We start from the raw sequence: 18,162 nt of genomic DNA, 5'->3' as shown, positions 1-18,162 counted from the left end.
AATAGAAATCAGGAAGGTATATTGTGGTCAGATTTGAATGCCTGAAGTTTATACATTATGCAGATTTCAAACACAAAAACACATGAAAAGATTCAAAAAATTTGCACTTCGCATTACCTTAATTTATTTAATGCTATTTTTCAGCGGAACAATTTCTGCTCAAATCACTTTAAATGTCAAGAACCAGAAAATCCGACAGGTTATCCAGCAAATAGAGAAAGCCGAAGGATATAGCTTCTTTTACAACAATGAATTATCTGAGTTGAATAATAATGTAAATATACAAGTTTCTAATTCTTCTATAGAAAATACATTAGATAAGCTTTTTTCAAATACAAACATTACTTATCATATAAAAGACAACAAACAAATTGTGTTATCTGATAAAGGCTTAACATCACAGTTCTCAAATACAGTCCAACAAGATGGCAATATAAAAAAACTGACAGGTCTTATTAAAGACGAAGCAGGTCTGGAATTGCCCGGAGTAAGTATATTGGTTAAGGGAACCACAAACGGGACTACAACAGACCTGGAGGGTAAGTTCAGCATCAATGTACCGGAAAATGCAACTATAGAAATAAGATATGTCGGATTTGTAACACAGACAATCCGGATCACTAATCAGACTTCTATCAATATCGTATTAAAAGAGGATGCCAAGATACTGGATGAAGTAGTTATACTAGGTTTCGGTATGGCGGCACGTAAAGCTGACCTGTCTGCATCTATAGGTACACTGGAAAATATAGATCAGTTAAAAAATCGTCCGGTATCAAAAGCCGAAGATCTGTTGCAAGGCCAGATTCCGGGTGTTACTGTCTCCAAAAACGGAGGAGACCCTACAGAAGCATCAAGTGTTGTTATCCGTGGTAAAGGATCCCGGTCCGGAGAGTCCCCATTATGGGTAGTAGATGGCGTTCCGGGAGCTCCGGTAAACTTCAATGATATAGAATCGATGGTCGTGCTGAAGGATGCAGCATCAGCCGCTATTTATGGTGCCTATTCTGGTTCAGCAGGAGTTATCCTCGTTACAACGAAACAAGCTGTAGCCGGAAGGCCCAGGATATCCTATGAAGGCACATACAGTGTCAGTCAGGCTACCAACCTGCCTCAGTCTCTGACTATCGAACAGCAAAGAGAGGTGAGAAAACAAGCTCTGGCAGCAACAGGAAACAGTCTGCCTGACGGATGGGATCCTGTAAAAAACCCATATATAGCCCAAACCCGTACCGATTGGATAGATGAAATATTCAGAAATTCGTTATCCCAAAGGCACAGTTTTGTTATAAGCGGCGGTACTGAGGATTTCGCAAACAGGTTATCACTGCAATATAACGATGATCAGGGAGTCTTGTTGAATACATACAACAAGAATATTACAATGCGTTATAATGCGTTCTTCAAAATCAGTAACAAAATCAAGATAAGAGAAGATTTCTATTGGGAAAACCTAAGGAGCAGAGGAACCAATACCGATAGCGGATATACAGGTGTCATACTCTCGGCACTGATGATGCCTCGCAATGCCGAAGCATACTATTCGGATGGAACCTTTGGAGGTACAGCACCTAAAGACCCGGCATATATTGCTGAACATGGAAGTAACTTCGCCGATATTCACGGAGATGTAGTCAACCCTCTGCGTACTTTAGAATCGAATAATACATACAGCAGGCCGACTACAATATCCTCATCGACTTTCCTTGACATAGACGATATTTTTGTTCCCGGGCTAAAGTATACTGGACGTCTGACTTATCGCCTAACCAATTATTTCTATAAAAATTTCAATCCGATGAGACCTGAGCCGGGCAAACCGAATATGACCAATCGTCTGGATTATGAAACCTATCGTTATTACAGATGGGAAGTAGAGAATACATTGAATTACAGCAAATCGGTAGGCGGACATAATATCGGGGCAATGCTTTCTACTACAGCGAACCAGCAACGACGCAGAGATTTTAAAGTGAGTGCACAAGGCTTCAATAACGAAACCACAGCATTCCTGTATTTGAACTGGGGCGACAGCCAGAAAGTATTTGTAGGTGATGCATATACCGAACCAGACAACAACGTTTCTATTGTAGGACGTGCATCTTATAGTTTCAACGACCGCTATTTTGCAACAGCATCTCTACGTCGCGACAACGCCGGACGTTTGCCTAAAGACAAAAAACATGGAGATTTCCCTGCTGTTACAGCAGCATGGAAGCTAACTTCCGAACCATATATGCCTAAATCGGACATCTTCAACCTGATAAAATTACGTGCAAGTTGGGGACGTATCGGCAATATCGGTTCTGTACCATTCCACTATGGCGACCCTACATTTGTAGTTGAAAGTTCTAATGATGTGGGCGGACAAGTAGGCTCCAACACACCGCTGGTTCCATCTATGGTATACAACGGAGAAGCCTTCAACAGATATCTGACATGGGAAACTTCGGAACAGCTAGACTTCGGTATCGACATGGAACTATTAAAAAACAGGCTAAACCTGTCTGTCGACTTCTTCAATAAAACAACTAAAGATCTAATAAAACGACAAGATACAGGATGGCCTTCATATATCGGACCTGAACCAATGTATATCAATCAGGGAGAAGTAAAAAACAGAGGCTGGGAATTCTCGGCTGGATGGAATGACAAGGTAGGCGATGTAAATTATTACATCAATGCCAATTTTGCAACATTGAAAAACTGGGTATCCGATATAGGCCCGGCAGATCCGCAAACAGGAAACAAACCGGTATGGATAGAAGATGATGAATTCCGCGGCCTGAATCCGTTCCGTACACGGGAGAACGACCCTCTTTACTCATTCTGGGTATATAAAACAGATGGCCTGTTCCAGTCGGATGCAGAAGCTGAAGCCTATGTCAACAAAGAAGGAAAACGCATGCAAGCTAAAGCTAAAGCCGGAGATATAAAATTTGTAGACACAAATGGTGATGGAATTATCAATGATGATGACAGAGAATACGTCGGTAGCTATACTCCTAAAATCACATATGCCCTCACAGCCGGACTTACATGGAAAAACCTTAGTGCCAGCATTATGTTGCAAGGAGTAGGTGGTTTGAAAGCTTTCAATGCCATGAAATATGTTACACTGAACGAATCGATGGTAAACTTTAACAGATCTACCGAAATATTAAAAGCATGGCCTAACAGCAATGAAGTTCCAAGGTTAACATCATCTGACGACAACGGTAATTTCTCTAACATCTCGGATTTCTATATCGAGGATGCATCATACATGCGGATAAAAAACATTACAGTATCTTATAATTTCGATAAAATATTCCGCAGTATTTCTCCGCGACTGGATGAAAGAAAAAGTTCACTTTCTGTATCTGCCAGTGTAGATAATGTACATACATTTACCAACTATTCGGGTACCAACCCTGAAGTAGGTGGAAAAGGTCTGGACGGAGGTAAATATCCGGTTCCTCGCGTATTCTCCGTAGGTGTAAAATTAACTTATTAATATCCTAAAATTTGAATATATGAAATTCTATAAATCTTTAATAATACTATTCTTATCGGTAGGATTTATCTCTTGTAGCGACTTCCTGGATGTCACAGCTGAAAGAGAACCAAGTGTTGGTAACTTTTTCAAAAATGAGAGGGATGCAACGAATGCGATTGATGCATGTTACTGGGTACTAAACCGCGAAGAAACGTTCGGACGCAACCTGTTTTGGGAGCAAGCCGGAGGTGGCGACGATATGATTTACGGAAGAAATAGAGGTACCGACCAGAATAACCTGGCCAACTTTACCTTTACCGGACGCGAATCCTCCCTGAGAGAAAACTGGGAAACATTCACACAGTATCTTTCCCGCGCCAACTGGGTTGTATTCAATCTGGTACGAAAAGATAACCTTACAGATGTTGAAAAGATCAGGTTAGGTGAGGCATACTTTATGCGGGCATTCTGTCATTTCTACATTGCATACCGCCACGGACGTGCCGATCAGGGTGTACCGTTCGACAAATATGAGGATACTTCTTACAAAACTTATGAAGAATTTATCTACTCTATTCCTGTTCAACGGGCAACTGTTATGGAAAACTATGACCTCATTGTCAAAGACCTGGAAAGTGCTGCCGGACTACTTCCTTTCTTCGAAACATATAATGACACCGATAAAGGTCGTGCACATAAAGCAGCGGCTTGGGCACTTATGGTTAAGACATATGCATACTGGGCACAATACGATGAATCGAAATGGGCTTTGATACCGCCATTGGTTGATAAAATAGAAACAGAAGGAAAGAGAGCCCTGTTAGGTAATTACGAAGACGTATTTAAAATAGCGAACAACTGGTCTTCCGAATATATCTGGTCTGTAAATTCATCAGGATATAATTATGCAGGCTCTATATTTCCGGGTGTAGTGCTTGAGAATAAAGCTTGGGGACGCTACAACGGCTGGGGTTATTTCAAACCTACACTTGGTCTGTATGAAGAATTTGCCCCTAACGATAAGAGAAGAGGTGTTACAATACTGGAATACAATGACGAATTTACATTTTTCGGCGAAAAAAGAAAATTCTATTCCACAGCAGACCTTGAATGTGGCTTTATGCTGGCTAAATATATGGAGCCTTTCTCATACGGAGCAGTAAATAGTAAAGGTTCGGGTGAAGCATCCACTGTGTCCACTAACGGTGACCGTCCAACCACAGATTTGGATCTCCCTATCATACGACATGCCGAAATGGTATTATTCAAAGCCGAGGCCTTGATCATGCAAGGTAAAGGTACTGATGCAGCTAAAGAATTAAACAGATTGACAAGGCGGGCTGGTCTGGGAGACGTATATACAGATGCCACATTAACCGACCTTAAGCATGAGCGCCGTTGCGAACTGGCGGGAGAATTTACAGACCGCTTTATGGACCTGAAACGTTGGAAAGAATGGGACAAACTAAATGCGCCAAAACAAGGACGAAAACATGCCGACAGAAGCAAACCCGACTCCCCGTATACAGTCATAGAAGTATGGAGTGCTAGAACATTCAATCCCTCTACCGATATTGTATTCCCATACAATCCGGACGAAGTGGTAAAAGCCAACGGGAAGTTAAAACAAAATCCGATGGATTAAATACAAGGCACTGACACTAAAGTAATCAACTACGAGGTAATGGGCATTACTTGTTTAATGCCCATTATTATTAAAATTTGCAGTTAATGCAATATCCTATATGAAAAAACAATTATTCTTTCTATCTATTATCGGATTATTAGCAGCTTGCTCCCCTATCCTTAAAAGTCCGGTCGATTACGTTGACCCTTTTATAGGAACGGGATTTCACGGACATACCTATCCCGGAGCCACCGTACCATATGGAGCGGTACAATTAAGCCCGGATACCCGAACCGGAGACTGGGACGCATGTTCAGGTTATCACTATAGTGATTCCACCATTATCGGGTTTTCACATACACATCTTAGCGGTACAGGTTGTGCCGATCTGGGTGATGTACTTTTTCACCCTACAACCAGAGATATAATACAGGTTCAAAAAGGTTATATTTTCGAACCATTGGCTTTTTCACATACAAACGAAAAAGCATCTCCCGGATATTATTCCGTGGACTTTGACCAAGAAGGCATCAAGGCTGAAATGACAGCTACTACATATACAGGGGTACACCGCTATACATTCGCCGAAGGCAAGAATGAAACCATTATCATAGACATGTCCCACCTGTTAGCAGAAGAAACAATAGACTCTCTCATTATAAAGCAAACTGCAAGTAATGAGATAACAGGAATGCGCCGTACACAAGGATGGGTAACAAATCAGTATGTATTTTTCGTTGCACAGTTTTCCAAAGACTTTCAGTCTGTCGATTTTATCAATGACGGTAAAATTCTGAAATACGGCGATACAGCAAAAAGTAATAATCAACAAGCTGTACTGAAATTCGGAGTATCTACAGGAAAACCTGTTGTTGCAAAAGTTGCCTTTTCAGTTGTAAGCGAAGAGAATGCACGGCTGAATCTGGATCATGATGTAACAGGATTTGATTTCGACTCAGTACACAAACAGGCCCGTAATCTCTGGGGCAAAGCTCTCTCTGATATTACGGTAAAAGGAGATAATGAACACGATCTTAAAAACTTCTATACCGCGATGTACCATACGAAAGTTGTCCCCAACATTATGAGTGATGTAAACGGACAATTTCGCCGGCACGATATGACTAAAGATACAATACCGGCAGGGCGCAAATATTATTCGACGTTCTCCATTTGGGATACATTCCGTGCATGGAATCCTCTCATCACACTTACCGACACAACTCTGGTAAACGATATAATCAATTCATATCTGAAAATGTATGATATATCGGGAGAATTACCCATCTGGCCATTATCGGCAGGGGAAACCGGAACCATGATCGGTTACCATTCAGTGTCTGTGATTGCAGATGCATATATGAAAGGGATAAGAGGCTTCGAGGTAGACAAAGCCTATGAAGCCATGAAAATTTCTTCTGATAATAACAAAAAAGGCTCTGACTATTACATCAAATACGGGTTTATACCCTCTAATATTAAAAGAGAATCAGTATCCTGCTTGCTCGAATATGCCTACGACGACTGGTGTATAGCCCAAATGGCGAAAGAACTCGGTAAAACCGAAGATTTTGAAAAGTACAGCGAACGTGCATTGTCTTATATTCATGTATTTGACGGACATTCAAAATTTTTCCGGGGAAAACGTATGGATGGAAACTGGGACTATCCTTTTAATCCGTTCGAACCCGGAAGGGCATATACAGAAGCCACAGCATGGCAATATCGTTTTTTTGTTCCGCATGATGTAAACGGACTCATTCAATTATTTGGCGGCCGAAACTGTTTTGTAGCACAATTGGATAGTTTATTTACCACCGAATCGAAAGTGGATGGACACATGTCGGATATAACAGGTCTTATCGGACAATATGCCCATGGCAATGAGCCCAGCCATCATATGGCTTATCTATACAATTATGTAAGCCAGCCATGGAAGACACAGTCTATGACCCGTCGTATCCTGTCCGAAATGTATCAGCCAACGCCGGAGGGTATCAGCGGGAACGAAGATTGTGGCCAGATGTCGGCATGGTATATACTGAGTAGCCTTGGCATTTATCCTGTATGTCCGGGAGCAAATGAATTCTCGTTGACAACACCGCTGTTTGATGAAGCCTGTATAAAACTGGCTAATGGAAAAACATTGACAATCAGAGCTAATCAACCGGAAAAAAATCTCTATATAGATAAGATTACTTTAAACAATAGGGAAATACTTTCCAACTATATTACTTATAAGGATTTGATGGAAGGAGGCGATCTGATTTTTAACCTTTCTTCTGTTCCGAATTTGAACAGAGGAGTTGCCGAATCTGCTTATCCATATTCCATGACAACAGATAAAACAGTTTCCATTCCTTTTACAACCAAAGATCTGGACTTATTCGTTAATAGCATTGATGTAGACCTGGCCACTACAACTATGGATGCAAAAGTTTATTATACATTGGATGGAAAAGAACCCGACAAATCATCCTCCGTATATTCCGCACCTATAAAAATATCCGGATCAACAGAGATAAAAGCCAAAGCATTTAAAGACGGCTATATTCCAAGCAAAACATTTACAATTGAGGCCAAAAAGGCTGTCTTCAGAGAGCCGGTTACGGCACAGGGTAAGGAAAGAGGTGCAAATTTCAGTTACTATGAAGGATATTATCACTCGGTAAGTCAGATAGAGAGCTCTAAACCAATTGATATAGGTATTCTTCCCGAACCTACAATTAACGGAGTAAAACAAGCTGATCATTTTGCTTTTATATTTAGTGGTGTTATCTTTGTAGCAGAAGATGGTATATATGAATTTATGACCAAGTCCGATGATGGCAGTGTCTTGTACATCGACAATCTTAAAATCGTCGATAACGACGGATCGCATGCTGCCATAATAGCCACAGGACGGATTGCCCTGAAAAAAGGTTATCATTCATATAAGCTATTATATTTTGAGGACTATGAAGGCGAGCACCTGAGCTGGGGCTGGAAAAAGCCAAACACCTCAGAGTTTGAAAAGATCCCGGAATCGAATCTATTTACAAAATAATAAACCTTACTGACATGAAAAGATTTTTCTATTTATTTGCTGTAGTATCACTATTAGTATCTTGTACAAAAAGTAAACCAATCGATTTAAATGTAATGAGTTTCAATATTCGTTACGACAATCCGGGCGATAGCCTCAACAGCTGGCAATACAGAAAAGATATTGCAGCACAAACCATCAAAGCTCAAAATGCCGATATCGTTGGTGCACAGGAAGTATTGGTCAATCAATTGAACGACCTGAAAACCTCTCTGCCAGAATACAATGCTATTGGTATTGGCCGCATAGATGGGGTTGAAAAAGGTGAATATTGTGCCATCCTATACAAAAAAGATAGATTTAAAGAAATTAAATCCGGGCATTTCTGGTTAAGTGAAACACCTGAAGTTATCGGTTCTAAAGGCTGGGATGGTGCGTGTGAACGCATTGCCACCTGGATTGTATTGGAAGAAATCGGTAGTAAAAAACAAATATTCTTTATTAATACACATCTTGACCACGTAGGTAAAATGGCACGTCAGGAAGGGGTGACTCTACTTCTACAACGTATAGGAGAGTTAAGCAAAGGCCTGCCTGTAATATTGACCGGAGATTTTAATGCAACACCTGATTCGGATGTTATCAAGCATGTCACAGATCCGGCAAATCCAAACTATCTGATGCATACCAAAGATATAGCTGTTGTAAAAAGTGGAACAGACTGGACATTTCACGGTTTCGGACAAGTACCTCTCGAAAAACGCGAGTTTATAGATTATATTTTCGTAAAACCAGATACCAAAGTATTAAAACACACTGTTATACAGGAAGAATTGGATGGTAAATTCATTTCCGACCATTCTGCAGTGACAGCACAGATAGAAATTGAATAAACCTGTTATAATCAAAATTTTATGACTTACATTTTGAACAGAAGTTTTTCTGCATTAAAACTATTTCTAATTGCAGGATTGCTAATCGTATGTCCGTCTATTACATTTGCTCAACAGCAAATACTGATTCACTCACATAACGATTATGAACAACGAGTGCCTTTTTATCAGGCTTATGCCCAACAAGTAGCATCTATAGAGGCAGACGTATATGCGACGAACAGAAAGGATGAATTGCTGGTAGCCCACAATAAAGAGGATCTGGGCACAGCTCCTACCCTGGACGAATCGTATATTAAACCGATAGTAGCCCTGTATAAGAAAAATAACGGGAAGGCATGGGAAAATTCGGATAAGACTTTCATATTACTTATCGATCTGAAAACACCCGCAAATCCGACTTTGGATATACTCGTGAAAAAATTGAAGACCTACCCTGAAGTATTTGATCCGTCTGTAAATCCTTATGCCGTACGCGTCGTCATATCGGGCGACAGACCGGCTCCGGTTGATTTTACCAAATATCCTTCTTTTATATCTTTCGACGGAAATGGACTTGACTATACTCCCGAGCAACTGAAACACATAGCCATGATAAGTCTTCCATTCAAAGATTATTCGCAGTGGAATGGAAAGGGAACTATGATCAGAGATGAATATAACAAGGTGACAAAGGCTATAGAAGCTGTTCATGCACTGAATAAATCTATTCGTTTCTGGGGAACACCGGACGGGGTTACAGCTTGGAATACATTTCACAATATAGGTGTAGATTATATTAATACTGACCGGGTAGAAGCATGTACCGATTACTTTTATCATTTCGACAACAAGAATTATCACATTGCAGGAAATAGTGCGGAAGTATCCGATGACGTAGCCCGTGCCAAAAGATTGGATAAAACAACTGTTGGATTTCAGGGTTTCAATAACAAAAGACTGCAACTGACAAAAGGCATAGATATTTATCAGCCCACCTATCTGAACGACGGGGCTGATAAGCCCATCAAGAATGTAATCTTGCTTATTGGCGATGGCATGGGGCTGTCGCAAGTATGTGCTGCCGAAACAGTAAACCGTGGACTTTCCATGCTTTTGCTTAAACATATAGGTCTTCAGAAAACCAGTTCAAAAGATGCATATACAACAGACTCCGCTGCGGCAGGCAGTGCACTTGCCACAGGCCAGTCAAATAGCAACCGGCACATCAGTGCAGCAGACGATGGTACCCCTTACCCGTCCATGACTGATGTTCTTTTCCCTGAAGGATATGCATGTGGTGTGGTCACACTCGGCAATATTGCCGATGCCACTCCTGCCGCCTTCTACGGACATTCTGTGGAACGTGATAATTCTGACGAAATTACAAACTGGCTGCTGGATGGAAAACTCACGCTGCTGAATGGTAGTGGAATGGAGGTATTTACAAAAAGAAAAGACGGACGGAATATGGCAGAAGAACTAAAAGGTAAATATCGTGTAACAACATCCATTGATGAAATAAACACAGCCAATGATAAAGTAGTCTGTATAGACGAACGGATGGAAAAAGCCGCGACCGAAGAAACTCTAACTCTGCTTGCCGAGGCAACAAAAGAAGCGATAAAGAAATTGTCAGGAGCAAGTGATAAAGGATTCTTTCTTATGGTGGAAGGAGCAAAAATTGATTATGCAGGTCACGCAAATTCTTTGCCGGGTTCGATATTAGAAACATTCAGTTTTGATATGGCTGTTGCCGAAGCCCTGAAATTTGCGGACAGCAACGGGGAAACTCTTATTATTATCACAGGCGACCACGAAACCGGAGGATTGACCCTCGTAGACGGAGAACTCGATAAAGGGCATATAACCGCCCGATATATGACTGACGACCATACTCCTATCATGCTGCCGGTATATGCGTACGGTCCGGGTGCTGATAAATTCGGAGGTGTATATAAAAACACACAGATATTCCATAAGATAAAAACCTTATTAGGCTTGTAAAAAAGCTACTATAAATTCATAAAATGCTTTCTATGAAGAAATATATGTTCTTTATAATAGCTGTTCTATCCTGTTTTGGTACGCTTAAGGCCATTCCCAAAAAAGATATACAGCTACAATTCAGGGATAACGGACAATTTAAAATTGCCCAATTCACAGATATTCACTGGAGTAATAAATCACCTAATTGTATTGAAACCACCGATGTAATCAAACATGTACTAGCTACAGAAAAACCGGATTTAGCCGTACTTACAGGCGATGTTGTTACCGATGCACCGGCCCGCGAAGGATGGCTGGCAATAGCCAGAATATTCGAAGACGCACAGATCCCGTGGGCTGTAACCCTAGGAAATCATGATGCCGAGACAGGTGTCTCCCGCAATGAAATCTTCGATATCATAGAAAATCTACCTTATTTTATAGGTGAAAAAGGACCGCAAATAACAGGTAGTGGAAATTATGCATTACCTGTAAACAGTTCTAAAGGAGTAAGAACGGCAGCTCTGCTATATTGTATCGATACAAATAATAAACCACCGGCACATAAATACGGGCATTATGACTGGATACATTTCGATCAGATAGAATGGTACCGTAACACCAGTGATAAATTTACCGTCCGCAATAATAATACTCCGCTACCTGCATTAGCTTTCTTCCATATTCCAATTCTTGAATTCAACAATATTGTCGGCAATGAAAATACAATCGGATACAAAGAGGAAGGGATAGCATCACCCGAAATCAATTCCGGGATGTTCTGCTCCATGATAGAGAAAAAAGATGTGATGGGAATATTTGTTGGACATGACCACGATAACGATTATATCGGGATTGATCAGGGAATTGCCCTGGCATTCGGCCGGACTTCGGGAGTAGATGCATACGGAAAATTAGAACGGGGCTCACGTATTATCCTCATGTATGAAGGAAAGTCCCAGTTTGATACATGGATAAGAACCAAGGAGGGGACAGAATTTAAATATTATTACCCGTCGGGTTTATCTTCTGTTGATGAAGAATCTATGACTTACCTCGCCGCTAAGAGCATTAACGTAAAACAACAGGGAGTATCGTACTCTTATTATGAAGGAAAACGATTCAAAAATACGGGCGAGATAGCACTGGAAAAGCCTGTCAGGAATGGAATATTGAAAAACATATCTATTGATCCGGCAACAGCAAAGGATTCGATGGCATTTGTTTTCAAAACATGGATCAAAATACCGGAAAAAAGTGTCTACCGCTTCTATACCTATTCCGATGATGGATCAAAGCTGTTTATAGATGGTCAATTAGTCGTTGACAATGACGGCTCTCACAGCATGAGGCGGGCAGATGGGAAAGTCGCTCTTGATAAAGGATTCCATGAACTGACTGTACTTTATTTCGAAGATTATATGGGTGAGATGCTCGAAGTCGGGTATTCGAGCCGCAATATCAGAGAAGACATACTCCCCGATAATATATTATTTATTGCTGAATAAATTAGAATATGAGAAAAAAGATATTAAGTATTTCAATTATTGCTTCAAGCCTGTTATTCGGGACTTTCCCCATCTATTCGCAGGAAGCAGATGAAACCCCGCAGAAGTATAACCTGCCATATAAGAATACTTATGTGAAAGAGGCTCTGGTTACAGAAAACGAGTACCGTATAGCCAAGCCGGAGGAGATTGTTCCTAAAAGTTTTGAAGAAGCGAAGAACATATTACCCAATCCTATCTGGACAGGTCATGAGAAAGAATTGGAGATGTACTGGAAAGCCTGGCAGATAGCTATCAGTAATATCCGCCAGCCGCAAAAAGGCTCAGGTTTTGTATCCAGTTATCTGGATACCGCATATAACGGAAACATTTTCATGTGGGATTCATCCTTTATGATGATGTTTGCCCGCTATGGATACCGCTTCTTCCCGTTCCAACACACATTGGATAATTTTTACGCCAAACAGCACCCCGACGGATTTATCTGCCGTGAAATAAAAGCAGATGGTGCCGACTGCTTCGAACGATACGATCCGGTAAGTACAGGTCCGAATCTGCTTCCGTGGAGCGAGATATTATATTACAGGCAATATGGGGATAATGAACGACTCAATAAGATTTTCCCGGCTCTTTGCGCGTACTATAAATGGCTGAGACTAAACCGCACATGGCCTAATGGTACATATTGGTCGAGCGGCTGGGGTACCGGCATGGACAACATGCCACGTGTACAGCCACAATACAGTATGATATACAGTCACGGGCATATGGTATGGCTGGATGCATGCCTGCAACAAATACTGATGGCAAATATCCTGCTCGAAATAGGATTCTATCTCGAACGCTGGCAGGAAATTGAAGAATTTGAAGATGAAATAAAAGCACTCACAAAGTACGTTCACGACAATCTGTGGGATGAAAAAACCGGCTTTTTATACGACCAGTACGCAGACGGCAGTTTGAATACGACTAAGGGAATCGGTGCATTCTGGGCTTTACATACCGATGTTCTGGATAAAACACAACTGGATAGAATGGTTACTGAACTGGGAAACACTAAAACATTCAACCGCCCGCACAGAGTACCGTCCCTTTCGGCGGATAACCCGAAATATAATCCTAAAGGACGCTACTGGCAAGGAGGTGTATGGCCGGGAACAAATTATATGGTTATTACCGGACTTGATAAAAAAGGATATACCAGACAGGCTAAGGAAATTGCAAAAAACCATTATAACAATGTATTCGAAGTATATAAAAACACCGGCACATTCTGGGAATATTATGCTCCGGAAGCCACCGAACCCGGATTTATGGCCCGCAAAGATTTTGTGGGCTGGACAGGTTTACCCCCTATTGCCATATTTATCGAATATATTCTGGGCATACGTTCCGACTATGCCAATCATTCGCTTGTATGGGATATTACCCAGACAGAAGCACACGGAATAGAACGCTATCCTTTCGGCCCCGACGGGCTGGTTACTCTGAAAGTAAACAAACGCAATTCGCAGGAAGATACGCCATCAGTAATAATAGAAACGAACGTTCCTTTCGAACTGACATTATACTGGGGGAAAGATAAGAGTAAGAAAGTGAGCATAAAAGAAGGGAATCAGACTGTATGAAAATAGGTATAGATTTAGGTGGTACAAATGTCCGGATGAGCATTGTATCGAATGGTAAAATAATCGGCAGGGTAGCCGAACCATGCAAGGCTAACGAACCGGAAGAGGCTGTTATCGGTCAACTAAAAGGAATGATACACCAATTAATAAATCAGGATATAGAAAGCATAGGTATAGGTGTTCCATCGGTAGTCGATGCCGAAAGAGGTATCGTCTACAATGTGGCGAATATACCTTCGTGGAAAGAAGTACACCTGAAAGATATCCTGGAAGAAGAATTCAAAATCCCGGTTTCTGTAAATAACGATTGCAACTGTTTTGCTCTCGGCGAACATTATTACGGAGAAGGTAATGGTTTCAACAACATTGTCGCAGTTGCTTTAGGCACAGGAGTAGGCGCGGGAATAATTATCGATGGTAAATTATATAACGGAGATAATACCGGTGCCGGAGAAATCGGGTGCCTGCCTTATCTGGAATATGATTATGAGTCCTATTGCAGCAGTTCCTATTTTGTGAGAGAGCACGGAATTACCGGAAAAGAAGCTTTCGATAAAGCATCTGAAGGAGATAACGAAGCCTTAATGATATGGAAAGAAGCCGGACACCACATCGGTAACCTGATGAAAGTGATCCTTTTTGCGTATGATCCATCTGTCATAATAATGGGTGGCAGCATATCCAATGCTTACAATTTTTTTGCTCCTGCAATGATAGAAACATTAAATACGTTTCCTTATCCTGAAACTGTAAAGAAATTAGAAATCAGAATATCAAAAAAGGAGGATATCAGTATATTAGGGGCTTCTGTCTTATACTAAATTTATGATAAACGACCTTTGGTAGAAGATTATACCAAAGGTCGCTTTATTAGGGAAAGGATATCAGCATCCTTTTATCTTATCCTGATTCAATAGTTCGCAATTATTTGCAGTCAATATCTCGATGCATTTTTTTATATCTGTTGGCCTTATAACCACATTGGCCCTTTCACCATTCGAAAAAGCATACATATATTCAATAAATACATCTTCCTTCGCCAAATATTCCAATATAGTAGCTAATGAGCCCGGTGTATTGGGACACGATAGACAAAGTACATCATTTACACTTACCCCTAAATGAGCCTCTTTTAGGACTTTCACAGCCAAATCCACATCGGATACTATCAGACGTAAAATACCAAAGTCTGCACTTTCGGCCAGGCTGAACGCTTTCATATTCACTCCATTCCTGCCCAGTATATGCGCTACCTCATTTAGTCGTCCGGTCTTATTTTCTACAAAAATAGATAGTTGTTTTATTGTCATAAGCTAATCAATTAAAGATACGTTTATCAATTACACGCTGCGCCTTACCCTCACTTCGTTTGATGCTGTACGGCTCAACCAGTTTTATATCGGCACTGATTCCCAGCACACTTTGCAGACGATGGGCTATCTTCTTTTTCAATGCCATAATCTTTGAGATTTCATCGGAAAAATATCCGTCCCGGACTTCAACCTGTACTTCCAGTATATCCAGATTGTTTACACGGTCTACTATCAGCAGATAGTGCGGTTCAAATTCTTCCATTTCCAGTATTACGCTTTCTATCTGCGATGGGAATACATTTACCCCACGAATAATCAGCATATCGTCGCTACGTCCTACTATACGGCTCATGCGCACACTGGTGCGTCCACATTTACAAGGTTCTTCCGTCAATGAACAAAGGTCTTTGGTACGGTAACGCAATAGAGGTAAGCCCTCCTTTGTAAGAGTGGTAAATACTAATTCTCCCTGTTCTCCGTATGGCAGTTGCTCTAATGTATCAGGTGATACAATTTCCGGTAGAAAATGATCATCTATAATATGCGAACCATCTTTGTACCGGCATTCGTGTGACACACCCGGCCCCATCACTTCGCTCAATCCATATATATTATAAGCATTTATTCCAAGTTTAGCTTCTACTTCTTTTCTCATGTTTTCCGTCCATGGCTCTGCACCGAAAATACCCATGCGCAGCTTAAAGTCTTCACGTGGTATACCTGCTTTCTCCATGGCTTCTGCCAGGTATAGAGCATAAGATGGAGTACAGGCGATGGCTGTAGCTCCAAAATCGTGCATAAACTGAATTTGCTTGGATGTATTCCCGCTCGACATGGGAATCACCGTCGCGCCCAGATGCTCCACTCCGTAATGCAATCCAAGTCCTCCGGTAAACAGGCCATAACCGTATGCCACTGATATAATATCATTACGATCAGCGCCGTATGCACTCAGGCTACGAGCTATCATTTCCGACCAGATGGATAAATCACGCCGGGTGTAGCCAACAACTGTAGGTTTTCCCGTGGTCCCCGATGAAGCATGTAGCCTCACTATATCAGACATTGGTAAAGCAAATAGTCCGTAAGGATAATTATCCCGTAAATCCTGCTTGGTAGTAAATGGCAGTTTTACAATATCGTCCACCGTCTTTATATCGTCAGGCATTATATCCATTTCCTGCATTTTGCGGCGATAAAATGGCGTGTTGTGATACACTCTGTCCACGAGTTTTCTTAAACGCTTGCCTTGCAGGTTTCGTTTATCCTCGAGGCTCATGCACTCTTTCGGTTCATTCCAAATCATAATATGTTAGTTTTTTTAGTCGTTTATGTTATCAATGGTCTAATTTGAAAAATCTTAATCGTTCATCTAACACAGTATATAAGTCCTCACTCATACGCGAGCAGCATGCTCTTATACCTTGTTGCTCGCTTCCTGTAGTAGACAAAGCAATCGAACTTATTCCATAATACAATAACTCGCGCATCAGTTGGGCACAAGACATATCTTTGTAACCGATTGTGAAAAAGAATCCGTCGGAAATCGCCCTGTTTATATCCTTATCATATACCACATGAAAACCGTATTTATTGAATAATTCCTTCATCCGGTAGGCACGCCTGCCATATTCACTTGTCTCTTTTACAAAGTCTAATTCTCCGTCCGATGACGCCTTTAACATTGCCGCATAACCATACTGCGTAGAATGAGTTATGCCGGAGGTTATCATATACAATATTTCTCCTATAAATGTAGGACCGAAAATACCTGAACCAGAATATTTCTCGGCCAATGCTTCAAATTTACGAAAAAATAATTGGTCCGAAATACAAAGCACTGCGGCACGTTGTCCGGCATAACTGAATATCTTAGACGAGGAAAGCATCAAAATATAATTATCTGTATATCTGGCTACAGTAGGAACAAAAGGCGGTTGGAAAGGCTTACCTAAATCGGTACGAAAATCCATAGCGAAATAGGCTAAATCTTCAATAACAACCGCATCATATTTTGTAGCCAATTCTCCTATTATCTGCAATTCATCCTCCGTCAGACATATCCAGGCCGGATTATTCGGATTGGAATATACAATAGAAGATATATTGCCCTTTTCCAATAATCCTTCAAGTTTAGCTTTTAAGCCTCCCCCCCTGTAATTGTAGACATCAAATTCTATATATTTAATATCAAGTATTTTCAATTGGGATTTCTGTATAGGAAAGCCGGGATCGATAAATAATACAGTATCCTTATCTTTATCCCGTTGGTTGCAGGCGATAAAGGAACTGAAAGAACCGGCAACCGAACCTGTGACCGGTATGCATGAGCCTGATGATATATCAACATCGAGAAACGCTTTAACAAAACGGGATGCTTCTTTCTTCAACACAGGAACACCTGCGGCAGCAGGATACATCGAAGCCACACCTTCGTCCAACGCTTTCTTTTCCGCATTTATACCTATCTGGCAAGGTTTAAGGCCTGGCACACCCTGATCCATACGGATAAAAGGAATGCCTGTAACCTGTTCAAGCCGCGATGCCAAAAGTAGCACTTCACCGATGGTAGCTTTCTCGAGGTTTGTTATTTTTAATTCGTCGACAACCTGATTTATGAGTTCCTGACTAAATACTCTGTTTTGCATATTATAAACTACTTGTTAAAATCTGACATATCTGACACTTTTTTCACTATCCACACCTGACAGTTTCACTTTTA

11 protein-coding genes are annotated in these 18,162 nt (G+C 41.0%); 8 read left to right on the top strand and 3 right to left on the bottom strand.

From position 1 onward, the window contains the following. The first annotated feature begins 82 nt into the window (after positions 1-82). From QZL88_RS18860 to QZL88_RS18825, 8 genes are all read left to right on the top strand, one after another. A complete protein-coding gene (locus tag QZL88_RS18860) occupies positions 83-3,496 on the top strand; it encodes a TonB-dependent receptor (RefSeq protein ID WP_296943941.1) in 3,414 nt (1,137 codons plus the stop codon). Positions 3,497-3,515: 19 nt separating this feature from the next. Next, positions 3,516-5,123 carry a RagB/SusD family nutrient uptake outer membrane protein gene (locus QZL88_RS18855; RefSeq protein ID WP_296943939.1) on the top strand — a complete coding sequence of 536 codons (1,608 nt, stop codon included), beginning with the start codon at positions 3,516-3,518 and terminating at the stop codon, positions 5,121-5,123. 100 nt (positions 5,124-5,223) lie between these two features. After that, entirely contained in the window at positions 5,224-8,151 is a 2,928-nt protein-coding gene (locus tag QZL88_RS18850; protein WP_296943937.1) for a GH92 family glycosyl hydrolase, read from the top strand. A 14-nt stretch (positions 8,152-8,165) separates the two neighbouring features. Next, positions 8,166-9,023, top strand: coding sequence for an endonuclease/exonuclease/phosphatase family protein (locus QZL88_RS18845; protein WP_296943935.1), 858 nt, complete (start codon positions 8,166-8,168; stop codon positions 9,021-9,023). A 21-nt stretch (positions 9,024-9,044) separates the two neighbouring features. Next, complete coding sequence (locus tag QZL88_RS18840; protein WP_296943932.1) at positions 9,045-11,009, top strand: alkaline phosphatase; 1,965 nt, start codon at positions 9,045-9,047, stop codon at positions 11,007-11,009. A gap of 32 nt (positions 11,010-11,041) precedes the next feature. Continuing rightward, the gene (locus tag QZL88_RS18835) at positions 11,042-12,499 is read left to right on the top strand and encodes a metallophosphoesterase (protein ID WP_296943930.1); all 1,458 of its coding nucleotides are present in this window, start codon (positions 11,042-11,044) and stop codon (positions 12,497-12,499) included. Between the two features lie 8 nt (positions 12,500-12,507). Further along, positions 12,508-14,127 carry a trehalase family glycosidase gene (locus tag QZL88_RS18830; RefSeq protein ID WP_296943928.1) on the top strand — a complete coding sequence of 540 codons (1,620 nt, stop codon included), beginning with the start codon at positions 12,508-12,510 and terminating at the stop codon, positions 14,125-14,127. Continuing rightward, positions 14,124-14,948 (top strand): ROK family protein, encoded by an 825-nt coding sequence (locus QZL88_RS18825; protein WP_296943926.1) that lies wholly within the window; start codon positions 14,124-14,126, stop codon positions 14,946-14,948. Before QZL88_RS18830 ends, QZL88_RS18825 begins: the two co-directional genes overlap by 4 nt. A gap of 63 nt (positions 14,949-15,011) precedes the next feature. Here QZL88_RS18825 and QZL88_RS18820 read toward each other — a convergent pair whose 3' ends face one another. Genes QZL88_RS18820 through QZL88_RS18810 form a run of 3 tightly spaced genes read right to left on the bottom strand, consistent with a single transcriptional unit; the run spans position 15,012 to position 18,088 of the window. Further along, entirely contained in the window at positions 15,012-15,437 is a 426-nt protein-coding gene (locus tag QZL88_RS18820; RefSeq protein ID WP_296943924.1) for an amino acid-binding protein, read from the bottom strand. 7 nt (positions 15,438-15,444) lie between these two features. Next, on the bottom strand, positions 15,445-16,746 hold the full coding sequence (locus QZL88_RS18815; protein ID WP_296943921.1) for a phenylacetate--CoA ligase: 1,302 nt from the start codon (positions 16,744-16,746) through the stop codon (positions 15,445-15,447). 31 nt (positions 16,747-16,777) lie between these two features. Continuing rightward, positions 16,778-18,088: a pyridoxal phosphate-dependent aminotransferase gene (locus QZL88_RS18810; protein ID WP_296943919.1), complete on the bottom strand. Its 1,311-nt coding sequence runs from the start codon at positions 18,086-18,088 to the stop codon at positions 16,778-16,780. Between the last annotated feature and the right edge of the window lie 74 nt (positions 18,089-18,162).

The sequence above is a fragment of the uncultured Dysgonomonas sp. genome (assembly GCF_900079725.1).
Taxonomy (GTDB): Bacteria; Bacteroidota; Bacteroidia; order Bacteroidales; family Dysgonomonadaceae; genus Dysgonomonas.
This window is presented reverse-complemented; position numbering and strand designations above follow the sequence as displayed.